Annotated in this window: 12 protein-coding genes and 1 pseudogene; 2 read left to right on the top strand and 11 right to left on the bottom strand. The window is 65.9% G+C overall.

The annotated features are described in order from the left end of the window. Positions 1 to 94: 94 nt before the first annotated feature. Positions 95 to 622: a large conductance mechanosensitive channel protein MscL gene (gene mscL, locus AB4Y72_RS17225; RefSeq protein ID WP_441427354.1), complete on the top strand. Its 528-nt coding sequence runs from the start codon at positions 95 to 97 to the stop codon at positions 620 to 622. A 108-nt stretch (positions 623 to 730) separates the two neighbouring features. Continuing rightward, positions 731 to 1,594 (top strand): amino acid-binding protein, encoded by an 864-nt coding sequence (locus tag AB4Y72_RS17220; RefSeq protein WP_441427353.1) that lies wholly within the window; start codon positions 731 to 733, stop codon positions 1,592 to 1,594. Positions 1,595 to 1,643: 49 nt separating this feature from the next. Here the strand turns inward: AB4Y72_RS17220 and AB4Y72_RS17215 are convergent, their stop codons facing one another. The 11 genes and pseudogenes from AB4Y72_RS17215 to AB4Y72_RS17165 form a co-directional block, all read right to left on the bottom strand. Next, complete coding sequence (locus tag AB4Y72_RS17215; RefSeq protein WP_441427352.1) at positions 1,644 to 2,477, bottom strand: Wzz/FepE/Etk N-terminal domain-containing protein; 834 nt, start codon at positions 2,475 to 2,477, stop codon at positions 1,644 to 1,646. A gap of 11 nt (positions 2,478 to 2,488) precedes the next feature. After that, on the bottom strand, positions 2,489 to 3,799 hold the full coding sequence (locus AB4Y72_RS17210) for an O-antigen ligase family protein (RefSeq protein WP_441427351.1): 1,311 nt from the start codon (positions 3,797 to 3,799) through the stop codon (positions 2,489 to 2,491). A gap of 53 nt (positions 3,800 to 3,852) precedes the next feature. Beyond that, positions 3,853 to 5,796 (bottom strand): WecB/TagA/CpsF family glycosyltransferase, encoded by a 1,944-nt coding sequence (locus tag AB4Y72_RS17205; protein ID WP_441427350.1) that lies wholly within the window; start codon positions 5,794 to 5,796, stop codon positions 3,853 to 3,855. After that, entirely contained in the window at positions 5,784 to 6,404 is a 621-nt protein-coding gene (locus AB4Y72_RS17200) for an acyltransferase (protein ID WP_441427418.1), read from the bottom strand. The genes AB4Y72_RS17205 and AB4Y72_RS17200 overlap by 13 nt, the downstream gene beginning before the upstream one ends. Before the next feature lie 66 nt (positions 6,405 to 6,470). Continuing rightward, a pseudogene (locus tag AB4Y72_RS17195) lies at positions 6,471 to 6,827 on the bottom strand (VanZ family protein); the annotation flags it as partial. A 44-nt stretch (positions 6,828 to 6,871) separates the two neighbouring features. Then, on the bottom strand, positions 6,872 to 7,039 hold the full coding sequence (locus AB4Y72_RS17190; RefSeq protein WP_441427349.1) for a hypothetical protein: 168 nt from the start codon (positions 7,037 to 7,039) through the stop codon (positions 6,872 to 6,874). After that, positions 7,027 to 8,250, bottom strand: coding sequence for a rhamnosyltransferase WsaF family glycosyltransferase (locus AB4Y72_RS17185; RefSeq protein WP_441427348.1), 1,224 nt, complete (start codon positions 8,248 to 8,250; stop codon positions 7,027 to 7,029). Before AB4Y72_RS17185 ends, AB4Y72_RS17190 begins: the two co-directional genes overlap by 13 nt. Before the next feature lies 1 nt (position 8,251). After that, positions 8,252 to 9,358 carry a glycosyltransferase family 2 protein gene (locus AB4Y72_RS17180; RefSeq protein ID WP_441427347.1) on the bottom strand — a complete coding sequence of 369 codons (1,107 nt, stop codon included), beginning with the start codon at positions 9,356 to 9,358 and terminating at the stop codon, positions 8,252 to 8,254. Further along, positions 9,355 to 10,458 carry a DegT/DnrJ/EryC1/StrS family aminotransferase gene (locus AB4Y72_RS17175; RefSeq protein WP_441427346.1) on the bottom strand — a complete coding sequence of 368 codons (1,104 nt, stop codon included), beginning with the start codon at positions 10,456 to 10,458 and terminating at the stop codon, positions 9,355 to 9,357. The genes AB4Y72_RS17180 and AB4Y72_RS17175 overlap by 4 nt, the downstream gene beginning before the upstream one ends. Continuing rightward, on the bottom strand, positions 10,458 to 11,990 hold the full coding sequence (locus AB4Y72_RS17170) for an oligosaccharide flippase family protein (RefSeq protein WP_441427345.1): 1,533 nt from the start codon (positions 11,988 to 11,990) through the stop codon (positions 10,458 to 10,460). Before AB4Y72_RS17170 ends, AB4Y72_RS17175 begins: the two co-directional genes overlap by 1 nt. Beyond that, positions 11,987 to 13,021, bottom strand: a complete 1,035-nt coding sequence (locus AB4Y72_RS17165) for a glycosyltransferase family 2 protein (protein ID WP_441427344.1) — start codon at positions 13,019 to 13,021, stop codon at positions 11,987 to 11,989. Before AB4Y72_RS17165 ends, AB4Y72_RS17170 begins: the two co-directional genes overlap by 4 nt.

Genomic DNA, 13,021 nt, shown 5'->3' with positions numbered 1-13,021 from the left:
GAAGTGGTAGCGTCTATCGGTTGAATCAAGCACCTGTGGATCAGACAGCCGATTCACGGCTCAGACATCCAGCAACGCACACCGGAGGTTCCCCATGCTCAAAGGATTCAAGGATTTCATCCTTCGCGGCAACGTGATCGAACTGTCCATCGCCGTCGTCGTCGGCACCGCCTTCACGGCGCTGGTCAGCGCCTTCACGTCCAACATCGTGAATCCGATCATCGCCGCGGCCGGCGGGGTCAAGACCCAGGGCTTGGGCTTCCACATCTGGCCTGGCAACGATAAGACGTTCGTCAACTTCGGTGCTGTGCTCACGGCCTTCCTGACCTTCCTCATCACTGCCGCGGTGGTGTACTTCATCTTCGTGGCCCCAATGAACCGGATCAACAGGATGGTCAAGAGCCGGCTGAGCGCGGCCGAACCCGAGGAACAACCGATCCCGGCCGACACCGCCCTGCTGGCCGAGATCCGGGATCTGCTGGCCGGGCTGGCCGGCCCGGAATCCGACGGCGGCCGCGCCGGCGCTCCGGGAACCGCAGGGGTGCACGCAGCGGGGACCGCAAGTCCGCATCTGGAGGAGGATGCGGACGAGGACAGCCCCCGCCACGCCGCCAGCCGTTAGCGGCCAGTCCCGGCCGCCCTCGAGCCATCTCCCGTAGCCCTCAGCGGCGGTCCGAAACCGTCACGCGGCGGCAATCCGGCCGAAACAGCGGGCCGGAATCATGGGAGCATGACGCGCAACGCCGCAGGCAAAAACCCAGCCAAAGCCCAGTCCCCCGCCACCTCCGAGTTGAGCTGCGAAGTCTGCGGCCAAATGCCCGAACCGCCCAAGACGCGGCTGACTTTAGCCAATATCGCCGTGATGCTTCCCATCGAATTGCTGGTGCATGCGGCGGTGGTGGGAACGCACTTGCCCTATGTTGCCAAGGTTCTGGTTCTGACCATGACCGCGACCATCCTGGTGATCTGGGTAGCCGAACCCTCGGCGGCCCGGATGCTGAGGGGCTGGCTGCATGCCCCGGCCCTGCGGCACCGCAAGCGACTCGACGCTGCGCCTGCCCTGTGGCGGGCCCGGACTGTCCTGAAGGACAGGCCCGGGTCGCTGCAGAAGCTCACCCAGGCATTGGCCGGGCTGGAGACGAATATCCTCAGCATCCACGTTCACCCCGTGCCCGGCGGCGTGCTGGACGAGTTCGTGCTCTCCGCACCGTGGGACGTCCGCGAAAGCGAACTCCTGCGGACACTGCGTTCCGGCGGCGGAGCCGATCCGCATGTCTGGCCGACCACGGCCCTGGCCATGGCCGACGGGCAAACGGGGGCGCTGAGCCTGGCCGCCCGGATCGCCGCCAGCCCGCAGGAGCTGCCGCTGGCCGTCGCGGAACTGCTGCGGGCCAGGATCGTCACGGGACCCGGCACCGGCAGCGCCGAGGTGCCACCGTCCGCCGACGGGACGGTAATGAAGATCCCTACGGCATGGCACGGACCCATCACCTTCTCGCGGCCCGGTGAGCCGTTCACACCGGCCGAATCCGCCCGCGCGCACCGGCTGGCCGAACTCGCGGAGATCCTGGCGCACCGGAGGGCAACACAATAAGCAGTCTTCCGGTCGAACCGAAGGAAGGCACGGTCGTTGGTTCAGGAAGTCACTGACTTCGGGACCGGTCACCCGGGCTAGGAACGGCCAACAGGGAAGATGGATCCCGTGGCTCGATGCCGGAGACCACGTCGTCCCGCGGCAAAGACTGATCGGGCGCCACGTGCCGGCGCTGGACAGGTGTCTCGGCACGCTGGCGCCGAACCCTGACGGCATCTTGGGCAGGCCTCGACTCCGCCCGCCGCCGTTCCCTGCCCAGCTCCAGCGAGCGGGCGACGGAAACGGAGCCGAAAACCAGCAGTGCTCCTCCGACCGCCACTATGATCAGGGTGCGGAGCCGGCTTGAAAACATCTCCTTTGCCTGACCGGGTCCGTCTACCGGAAGCGCGGAGAATAAGTACAAATTATCCGCGCCATTGATCGTCTGTACATCGTGCAGGGTCGTGGTGAGCCGTTTGCCTAGGGCCAGGGCCGTATCGACAGCCTGCGTCGGCGATGTGCCCGAGGCTGAGAGCTGAAGCATCATACCGGACGAGGAGCTGCTGGACTGGCCCACCGAGTACTCCACTCCGAGGCCCTGCTTCTTCAGCTGTTCCCCGACGTCCTGGGATCCAAGTTTGGTGATGATCACCTGGGCCAGCAAGGTATTGTCGGCGCTTCTGAGATAGGGGTTGTCCGAGTTCAGCGCCGCCAGCTTGGGGTTGGCTTGCAGTTCTTCGGTGGTTGGAGTCTTTGGCGTCAACAGGGCGTACGTCATGGTCGCCTGATAAGTGCGCTGAGCGAAGAACATGACGTATGCACACGCTGCGCACGTTAGCAGAACCATGGGCAGCGCCACCCATTTGTGCCGCCACAGGGATTTGAGTACCGAAATCGGGTCCATAATTTTTCTTCCTACCCCCAGGGAACAGGCGCCGCCAGAGCTCCGGACGGAGCCTCCTGGGCTTGTTCGAGTTGATTCTTAACCATCAGCCAAGTGGTTCCGGACAAACCTATGAAAAACGGGCACAGCAAGGCGAAGACGCCGAAGGACATGGAGTCGAAAGTTCCCGACGCGACAGTGGCGATGAGTCCGGCAGCGGCAGCGGCAGCGGCAAGCAACTTAAGCTGCTGCGATTGCGCATTCCTCGCCGCCGTCAGGGCGGCCAGCGCCGGTACCGCCAGATATGCCACGAGGGCGACTAACCCGATGACCCCCATCGTGACGGCGGCCAGAAGGTATTCGTTGTCGAAGATGTCTCTCTGATGTGCGGGCATCCAGGTCCCCGGCCCGGAGCCGAACCAGGGCCGGTCGGATACCATCCGGAGCACCAGCGGGTAGTCGTCCGTCCGGGCCGACACGGAGGAATCCGAGCTCCCGGCTGTCGAGGTGTTGAACATCGTGGAAATGAGCCCAGGCACCGCAATGAACAGGCCGGCGACACCCACCGGTACCACGATCGCGGTCCATTGCCGGGCAATCCTCGGCAGAAAGGGCACGCAAATCACAAGGGCGATGGCGAGACCGATCAAGGCGGACCGGGAGACCGTCAGGGCATTCGCAGTAATCAGTAACCCCACGACCGACCAGTGCAGCCACGAGGGTCCCCGCCTGTCATACAGCGCCCGCCAGACACTTAACGGGACCAACATGGCACTGACCACCCCCAATTCAATGGGATGCATCGTGGTTCCGGAGACGCGCATTAGCGCGGAACGTGGTTGGAACACCGTACCTGCGTTGTCGTCCACGAAGCCCACCATGACCACTCTGAACCACTCGACCGGGTTCGTGTGGGTTAGGAACTGGATGAGGGCGACGACGCAGCAGACCGCCCCGCCGGCCAGGATCCAGCGGACCAGTACCATCGCATCCTCGAGACTCCGTACGGTTTCCGTCGTCACGAAGGCAATTCCGGCAGCGGCAAAGACCAATAGCATCCAGCGATCCGCTGCCGCCCGGCCCAACACTGTACTTGCGCCGCTCAGACCGGCAAACAAGTGCCCATAGCTGACACAGGAAGCTACGAGGAGCAACAGTACCGCCGCTCGGCCCGGGTGGGCGAAGCCCACCGGATCGTGGAGTGCCAGTGCACTGGATACTGCCCACAAACCAAAGAGGACCAGGGCAAGAAGTTGCGGGAGGCTTCCGCTGGCACCCACGGGTTCCAGAACCAGGTATGGCGGCACGGCCACGACGGAAAACACGGTGACCTTGAGGAGCATCGGGGGGCCAGCATGCTCCCGATCCCTGACCGTCGGCGGATTTGTGTACGTGCTCAGCACGGGGACCCGCCCTTGGCCGCAGGCCCGTGGCTGCTCTCGTCTCGCTCCGAGCGTTCGGCGCCCTTCGAGCCCCGGCGGCCCGCCACCGCGAATCCCAAATATAAGGCGGCGTTCACCGCGGACAACGGAGCGCGGCGAGCGCCGACGACCTCGGTGACGGTGTGCCCCACAGTGTGGCGGGTCGTGACGGGGCCGGGCAACGCCGCCCAGCGATCCTCGGACACGACAGTCCACAGCACGCCGGCGCGATCCGGTTTCCAGCAGCGCAGGAGTTCGGACAAAACAAGAACTGCGTGAAACGCGCCTGCATAGGCTGCCGAGTGGTACTTGCGGACATAACGAACGCGGTTGACGGCCATCAGGGCATTGAGCTCCGCCGACTCACCGGACCCTCCGCCTTTGTGGGTCATGGCGGCCGCAGGTTCATACCAGACCCGCTGGCCGAGCATCCTCATTCGATGGAAGAAATCCGTCTCTTCCGAGTACAAGAAGTACGACTCGTCCCACGGCAGTGCGTCCGCCAGGGATCGCTGAACCATGAGCGCGGCCCCGGTTGCCCATTGCACCGGATGGGCGTGGGCGTAGCTTTCGGCGTTGAAATCGGTTGTGGCAAGCCAGCCGGGCCGATCCGGGGCACGTCGCCCCAGGAACGCGTCGCCGATGGCCCGGGTGATGCTGGGTTCGCGGTACAGGCTGGGGAGGGTGGCGTCCTGGCTGTCGACCAGCCGGGGCACGACGGCCCCGGCGCGGGAGGCTTGGAGCCGGTTCATCATCACCGCTAAGCTACCTCGCTTGACCAGGAGGTCCGGATTGAGTATCACCACGGTTTGGGCGTCGCCCGCCCGGCGCAAAGCGGCATTGATGCCGGCGGAGTACCCCAAGTTGCCGCCGGTGCCGAATGCGATAACGTCCGGGTGCCGCCGCTGGACGAGTCCGAGCGTGCCGTCGCGGGATGAATTGTCGGCGACGAGTACCCGCAGGGTCAGATCGGACGTTTCGGCCCGCAGGCTGCCGAGAAGGGCGTCAATGTCACCGGCGCTGTTATAAGTGACGACAACGACGACGGCGTCCGCTGCGCCATCAGGTCCGGTGAACCGGCCCGGCGATCGGGGCGCCGGCGTGCCCGACGGCAGGACATCAGGCACCGCCGGCGGTACAGCAGACGAATCCGTCCGCAGCTTCAGGTAGGAAGGTGCTCCGCCGAGCAGGTACCGTCCGGCAAGTCGCCGGGGTTCCAGAGCGAGCCGGTAGCCCCATTCAAGACCGTGGTCGCTGACCCACTTGGGGGCCCGGCCCATCCGGCCTGCCAGGAAGTCAACGGCAGCGCCGAAGGCCAGAAGTACTTCGGCGCCGGTGAGTCCTCCGTAGCGGTCTATCCACAGCTCCTGCCGGGGTTTGCCGAGCCCCACATAGAGCAACTGCACCCCGGACTCGGCTATCTGCCGAGCAAGGGCTTCCGAGTCCGGCCCGGAGGCCAGGGCATTCCGGGCCGGTGACCACATGCCTGCGATCTGGAGCCCGGGTTGGTCCCGAACGAACTTTTCCGCGAGCAACCGCTGGCTAGCCTCCGAACCGCCCAGGAATCCGACCCTCAGACCCAACTCCTCCGCGCGCAGCAGCAGCGGGGACGCCAGATCACTGCCTGCCAGGCGCGGCCAACGACGGCCGGTGAGTCGGTGGGACTGGGCCACCAGGGGTGCCCCGTCCAGCAGGTAGAGCCAGTCCACGGCACTGGCCGGATCGTCATGGAGGGTGCCCGCCCACCGCCTCCCCGCGCCGAAGTGGTTCAAATGGTCCAGGTTCACGGATGCGACGGCCAGTGGCCGGTCTTCACTGCGGACGGCCCGTCCGAGGATCATCTCCAGGGCCGCCTCCGGATCCATCAGATCCACGGGCGTACCGCCCAGAATAACCTTGCTCGTGTCTACGCGTTCCACGACTCCCCCTTGAGCGTTTCCTCGGGCAACAGCTGCCCCCTTGCTTCGATGTAGCGGCGCCCGGTGACCGGACAAAGCCAGATTCCGCCATCGTCCTGTTTCAACGGGATCCCGGCCTCCCCTGTCCAGCCCAGCTGTCGGGCCGGCACGCCGGCAACTAGGGCGTAGGCCGGCACATCCTTGGTGACGACGGCACCCGCAGCCACGGTGGCCCACTCGCCGATGCAGACGGGAGCGACGCACACAGCACGCGCCCCGATCGCGGCACCTGTGCCCACCGTGACGCCGACGGCCTCCCAGTCGTCGAAGCCCTTGAGCGCACCGTCGGGCGTGATGGCCCGGGGATGCAGATCGTTGGTGAGCACGGCCGCCGGACCGACGAAGACGCCGTCGCCCAGTCGTGCCGGCTCGTAGACGAGGGCGTAGTTTTGGAGCTTGCATTTATCGCCTACCCGTACTCCCGGGCCGACATAGGCCCCGCGGCCAACGTTGCAGTTCATGCCCAGTGCGGCGTCCTCGCGGATCTGCGCAAGGTGCCAGATGCGGGTGCCTTCGCCGATGGACGCGGTTTCGGCCACGTCCGCCGAGTCTGCAATATCTTTCCCCAGGTTGCCGACTCCCGATCCGCGGGACGGCCCGTGCCGTGCCGGCCGGCGAATGCGGATCAGCGCAACGGCCGTGGCTCCCAGAAGTGCTCCCAGCGTATTGGCCATGACATCGCGAAGGCTGGCATGCCGCTGGCTCAGGGCGAAGAACTGCACAACTTCGATCGCCGCTGACGTCGGAAGGCCAATCAACGCTGCCAGCCACCAGCGGCGTACCGGCAACAGGAGGGCAGTGATGACGCCCAAAGGGACAAAGAGGCAGACGTTTGCTGAAGTCTCCACGAATTTGTAGTCGATTCCGGCTGTCAGGGCGTGCTGTTGCAGGACCGAAAGAAGGTCGTCGAGAATACCGGAAACTGGGCGGTCTATCGGCGTGGGCCAGAATCCGATGCAGGCCAGGGCCGCCAGGTAGATCACCAACAGCATCACGATCCCGTACCGGGCGTTCGGGCCGAGGTTCTGCGCGGCATTCATCGCTCGGTCTCCAGTCGGAGGGCGTCCAGCACGCAGCGTGCATCGGTGGCGGTCTCCGGGACGCGAGTGGCCGGCGCCCGGACGCCGCCGAGCCATTCCGCCGGGCCGGTCCCGGCCCTGACGGCTGTCGCGGCGGGACGTAACGGTGCCGTCAAATCCTGCATGCCGCCACCTCCGACTCGACGGCGGCAGCGAAAGCATCCTGAGTTTCTCCCCAGCCAGAACGAGTTCCAGAGGACAGCGTCGCAACGGGCATGCGCGGCACGTCGGTAACGATGCGTCCGAGCGCATCGGCCAGGCCGCCCGGCGTGGCCGGCGCCCAGGCAACATGCGGATGCGGCAGGTCCAGTCGAGCGTAACGGTGGTCGTTGACCACGGGGATCATACCGGCGGCCAGCATCTCTTCCGCGACGAGGGATATGTTGGTGAAGGACATGGCGAGGCCGGCCAGCGCGGAGTTGTAGAGGGTATTTAGCCGGGCCGGAGAGAGCTTTCCGTAGTGGGTGTGCGGGACTTTCCAACTGTTCACCGGGTCTCCGTAGACGTGGATCTGCTGCTCCGGATAGCGCCGGTGAAATTCCTCCAGCGCCAGCCTCGCCAGCAGAAAGCCGCGCCGGTCAGCGGATTCCCTGGCATAGAAGACCACCCCGCTGCGGCTGCCACGGTTTTGCAGCCCATAGACCTCCGTGTCGCACCCGAAGGCCACCACCGAGGACTCGACTCCGACGTTCTCCCTGAGGGCGGCACCGACCATCTCGCCAAGCGCAATGTGATGGAAGCCGAACCGGTAGCTGTCCTCGGCCAGACTGTAGAGGCTGCCGCGGGGATAGAAGAACGGTTCGAAATCCTGGACGAAGTAGAACCGGTGCATCCCGGCGCGGCCGCGGCTTGCCAGGACGTGGGCTGTATCCCAGGAACTTGCCACACAGGCGTCGAAGCCCTCAAGGCGGTCCGGCGCCGCCTTGATGTCGGCGGACAGATCCGGCCAGTGCCTTCTGATCACTCCCCGCTGGCGGTTCAGGTCCCCGCCGTGGCGGTCGTACAACAGGATGGTGCACCTGTGTCCGCGTTGTTCCATTCCGCGTACCATACGAAACAGGGTGGTGTGGCCGCCGGACCCTGGGCCTGGGGGCGTACACAGCCAAGCCACGGCAAGCCCGGGGCCATCGTTGCTGCCTGGCATCGCGGAGGCCAACTGCAGCCTCGTCGAATCCGCAACGTCGTGGGGCAGCAGGGGGAAGTCCAGTGCAGCCGTTTCGAACCTGGACTCCAGATGGCGGGCCGCGCGTCGAGCGATGCGCCCGATGACGTCCCCCGTCCCGGCAGTGCGGACCCGGCGCAGCAGCCCGGCCGCAGCGGAGTGTTCCAGTACCATCTCAGAACACCCCGTTCCGACGCCAGTTCCGCCAGCGGAACTCCGATCGGACCCGGCCGACGCCTCGCCGCAGGACCGCCCGGCCCCGGCCCCACGGTTTCGCCGCCGCCGCAAGTGCCGCAGGGTGCGTGACCCGACGCCATGCGGGTCCCTGAGTGACTCCGGGGTCCATGTCCCGTGCCAGCCGCAGACAGAACTCATAAAGCGGGGACGCTCCGTGACCCCGGTCGATCTCGTGGGCGGCGGTGTTGAGGGCCTCGTCCACGAGGGCCCTGGTGGCGGCCTGCCGGAGCCCATGGGCTCCCGCCACTTCTCCGGCGGGACCGGCGAAGAGGACATCGAACGCTTCGCGGCGTTCTTTGAGATCAACTAACGGGTCAACTTCCCTCGCCGACATACTGGCGGGGTGCTCCCGGTGCCAGGCCTGATCCACGCCGTGGATGTAGGCGACGTCGCTGAATGCAGAGATCCGGAGCCAGAGCTCCATGTCATGCGTGTGACGGAGGGGAGCCTGGTAGCCGACTCGTCCCAGGACGGAGCGGCGCATGACGACCTCGGGAGCGGTGATGACGTTGGTTCCGGAGCGGCACCGGTCCGCCAGCCATTTGTGGCCGGGCCAAACCGTCCACGCGCTCGGAGAACCGCGGAAAGCGGGGGGTTCCTCCGTTTCAAAATGCACGGGGCGTCCGTAGATCAGGCCAACCGACGGGTAGGCGGCCGCCACTTGCGTGGCGCGGGCCAGGGCACCCGGAGTGAGCAGATCATCCGCGTCGAGCCGCACCAGGAATTCGCCTGTGGCCGCCTTGGCGCCGTCGTTAAAGGTTTCGACCACACCCACATTCGCTCGGTGGTTGATAACCGCTACGTTTGGGTGGCTCGCCGACAGTTCCCGGGCCAGCTGCAGGCTCGCGTCGGTGGAGGCATCGTCGACGATGATGACGTCCACGGTCACGCCAGCCTGGGTGAGGGCGGATTCCACCGCCTGCCGGAGGTATCGCTCGTAGTTGAAGCAGGAGATCACCACCGTGACAGTCGCGGGGCTTCCCGGCACCGGAGCCGGCAGCGTGCGGACGCGGCGGTTGAGCCGCCCGGCATCCACGGTCGTCATTGCCCTATCGCCTTCCGTAGTTGTGCGGCGACGAATTCCTGCTCCTCGGCCCTGAGCCCCGGATAGATGGGTAGCGAGAGAATATCGTCTGCGAATCGTTCAGCGCGCGGAAAGTCACCGGCGCCGTGGCCCAAGTATGCGTATCCCGGGAGCAGATGAATCGGGACCGGATAGTGGATTGCCGCACCGACGCCGGCGCCGTTCAGTTCCCTGAGCACCCGGTCGCGTCCGGATACGCGGATCACGTACACGTGGTGGACGTGTTCATTGCCCGCTGCGGTACGGGGCAGGACCACGTCGTCGACGCCGTCGAGCAGCTCCGCGTAGTAGCCTGCCGCTTCGCGGCGCTGCCGGTTCCACTCATCAAGCAGGTGCAGCTTGGCGGAGAGGACCACAGCCTGCAGGCTGTCCATCCTCGAGTTGAATCCGACCTCCGGGTGCTCGTAACGGGCCGTGCCGCCGTGGTTCCGCAGGCGCCGCGCGGACTGCGCATACTCTTCTGAGTTGGTCATGAGGGCGCCGGCGTCGCCATAGGCTCCAAGGTTTTTGCCCGGATAAAAGCTGGTGGCGGCCAGGTCTGCCAGGCTCCCGGCGCGGCGCCCGAAGCGCGTTGCCCCTTGGGCCTGGGCCATATCTTCGACAATGAGCACGCCGGGGCCCGCCGCTTCACGGATTTGTTCAATTGGTGCCGCCTGACCATACAGGTGGACGCCGATCACTGCTTTGGTCCGCCGTGTCATCTTGGCCGCGACGTCCCCGGGGTCCAGCAGATAGTCCTCGGTGCAGTCGGCAAGAATAACTTCTGCGCCGGAGCGAAGGACCGCTCCCGCCGTCGCCACGAAGGTGTTGGCCGGAAGGAGGACTTCGTCCCCGCGTCCGATGCCAGCAGATCGGAGGGCAAGCTCGATTGCGTCAGTGCCGTTTCCGACGCCGACGGCGTGGTCCGAACCGCAGTAGCGGGCCCACTCGCGTTCAAACTCCTCCACCGGGGGGCCAAGTATGAAGCTGGATTCCGCAATGACCCGGTTGAAACCTTCCCGGATTACGTCGGCTATCTGTTCCTGCTGCCTGGCGAGGTCCACCAGCGGTACGCGTTGCATCAAAGCGTTCCCCCTTGAGTTGCTGTGGCTTGAGCTGCTGCGGGCTGGGTTGCTGCTGGCCGCCCGGCGCTGGCAGGCGCTGACGCCGGGATCCCTTCTTGGATCATGAGTCGGCGCACGCCACCAACCTGGCGCCCGAACCAGCGTCCGAGCAGGAGCGCATAGACGCCGGCCCCGGCGAGTCCGCCGGCCAGAAGACCCGTCAGCGGGTCCGGCAGCAGCGCCACGGCGACCGAGGCGGCGACCGCCGCCGGCACGGCTGCGAGGGCTGGCGGCCAGAGGCGCCGAGCGACGGCCTTGAGGTCCGCGCCGCTGCGCCGCAGGACAACGGCATAGGCCGGGGCGACGACCAGCGCAGCCGTTGCCAGATGCGCCGCCGCTGCACCTGGGGTCCCGCCCAGTCCTATCCCGGTGAGGATTGCGGGAACGAGGGTGACAATCCAAAGGATTTGGACCACGAGGGTGGCCGAGGATGCTCCCCTCGCCAGCAGGTAGGAAGCCGCTAAATCAAACAGTGTCCGCAGCGAACCGAAGACCCCCAACCAGGCGAGGACGGCTGCCGCCGGCAGCCACCGAGAGCCGTAAACCAGGCCGATGACCGGGCCCGACAGGACCGCCAGCAGCAGTCCGGTCAGCAACGCCACTGCCCAGACCGGCCCCAGCACGACGGCAAAACTCGAGTCCTTCGCCCCGGCCGCGAGGCGTGCGAAGGCCGGGATCGAGACAGACCGCACCACCTGGCCCAACGCGCTCATGGGCCAGTTGGAGACGTTGAAGGCGATGAAATAGAAGCCAAGTGCAACGGGCCCGGCGAGGCGAGAAATCGCGACATTGTCCACGTTCAGGAGGGCCCACGAAAGCATATTCGCCCCGGCCACGGGCAGGCCGAACGAAAGTACCGCCGGCGCCACGGCCCGATCAAAGCCGAACCGGACGCGCTCTCCGGCGAGGACGTACTGCAGCACAAGCGTCACAGCCTGCGACACCAGGCGGCCGACGGCGAGGCCCATGAGTCCCCACCCCGCGAAGACCAGCACCAGCGTAAGTCCTGAACCGATGACGAGGTCTGCTGCGGCGATGGCGAACAGCTTGTCCTGTGCAAACCGCCGTTGCAGCGACGCATAGGGAACCACTCCGGCGCCCGCAAGCATGAAGGAAAACGCCATCACGGAGATCACCGGTCCGGCGGCCGGGCTGCCCAGGAGTTCGGCGACGCCTTGACCGGAAAGGGCCATGATGACTGCAAGCAAGGTGCCCGAGGCCAGGCCGAGCACCGCCACGGTGGGGGCTTTCCGGTCTGGATCTTCGGACCTGATCAGGTCGGTGCTCATGCCGAGATCGGCGAGCGTCATCACAACGGACTGCACGGTCAAGGCGACGGCGAAGACCCCGAATTGTTCGGGTGCAAGGAGCCTGGCCAAGATGACCCCGACCGCGAGACTTCCGAACCGGATCACCAGGCTGTTAATACTGCTCCACGCCAGACCGTGGCCGATCTGGCGCCCCAGACCGTCCTTCGCTGCCTTTGTCATATCCCGAATCGCCTCCATCGGCGCCAGCGCAAGGCCCATCGCCAGCGGTACACCGAGCCGGAGAGACTTTGCCGGAACGTGGCGCTCGGCCGGCGCTGCCGGCGCTGGAGCGAGCCCCAGAGGGGGGTCTTCTCAATATCGCCGTCTGTTTCCAGGGCAAAGCGTGCCAATTCTGTTACGGCAGCCAGAGACTGGTGCGCACCGATAAGATGAGCTGCCTCACGGAGGGCCTCGCGGGCGATGGCGCGCCTCGCTTGTACGGCGAGCAACCCCGTATTCAGGCGCGCAGCATCCGGAACGGCCGCCAGTTGGTCAAAGACTTCACGCCGGGCCCGCAGGTCGGTGAGCAAGCCCCGGTAATCTGTTAGATGCATGTTGGAGCCATGGACGCGGTACAGCGCCTGAATGGGCCCGTTCACCCGCCCGATATCTGCAAGGCAGGCCGCGCGCAGCCAGAGGTCGAGGTCGGCCGCATGAGGCATGTCGGCCCGGTATCCAACCAACTGGTCCATGACGCTCCGCCGCATGACCACTTCTGGGTTGATTATCACGTTGGAGCCCTTGCGGCAGACTATCCGGAGCCAATCTTGCCCAGTCCAGACCGCCCATCTTGGCCGTTTGGCGGCCAGCGGCGGGACGCTGTCCGTGAATTCCATGGCGTATCCATAGACAAGACCAACCTCGGGACGGGCTTCCAGCAGCGCGACTGACCGGCCCAGTGACCCGGGCGCCAGCATGTCGTCCGCGGACAGCAGAACGACGTACTCTCCCATGACCTGCCTGAGTCCGTCGTTGTAGGTGGCGATGTGACCCATATTGCGGTCGTGGACGAGGACGCGGATACGTTCATCCGCCTGGGCGAGGTCCCTGGCCACCCACTGGCTGCCGTCGGTCGAGGCGTCGTCAACGATCAGAACATCCAGGTCGACGCCGCTTTGATCCAGCACCGAGGCCACAGCATCCGGCAGATATCGCCCGTAGTTGTAGCAGGGTATGACAACGGAAACCACAGGGCGGCGCTTCAGTGCCAC

The organism is Arthrobacter sp. YAF34 (assembly GCF_052113245.1).
GTDB lineage: Bacteria > Actinomycetota > Actinomycetes > Actinomycetales > Micrococcaceae > Arthrobacter.
The sequence above is the reverse complement of the archived record's forward strand: the minus strand, read 5'-3'. Positions and strand labels throughout refer to the sequence as shown.

Coding starts and splice junctions, on each gene's coding strand:
- AB4Y72_RS17215 (WP_441427352.1), bottom strand. CDS start 2,477: ATGGACCCGATTTCGGTACTCAAATCCCTGTGGCGGCACAAATGGGTG.
- AB4Y72_RS17210 (WP_441427351.1), bottom strand. CDS start 3,799: ATGCTCCTCAAGGTCACCGTGTTTTCCGTCGTGGCCGTGCCGCCATAC.
- AB4Y72_RS17180 (WP_441427347.1), bottom strand. CDS start 9,358: ATGACGACCGTGGATGCCGGGCGGCTCAACCGCCGCGTCCGCACGCTG.
- mscL (WP_441427354.1), top strand. CDS start 95: ATGCTCAAAGGATTCAAGGATTTCATCCTTCGCGGCAACGTGATCGAA.
- AB4Y72_RS17220 (WP_441427353.1), top strand. CDS start 731: ATGACGCGCAACGCCGCAGGCAAAAACCCAGCCAAAGCCCAGTCCCCC.
- AB4Y72_RS17185 (WP_441427348.1), bottom strand. CDS start 8,250: ATGGTACTGGAACACTCCGCTGCGGCCGGGCTGCTGCGCCGGGTCCGC.
- AB4Y72_RS17170 (WP_441427345.1), bottom strand. CDS start 11,990: ATGACAAAGGCAGCGAAGGACGGTCTGGGGCGCCAGATCGGCCACGGT.
- AB4Y72_RS17175 (WP_441427346.1), bottom strand. CDS start 10,458: ATGCAACGCGTACCGCTGGTGGACCTCGCCAGGCAGCAGGAACAGATA.
- AB4Y72_RS17190 (WP_441427349.1), bottom strand. CDS start 7,039: ATGCAGGATTTGACGGCACCGTTACGTCCCGCCGCGACAGCCGTCAGG.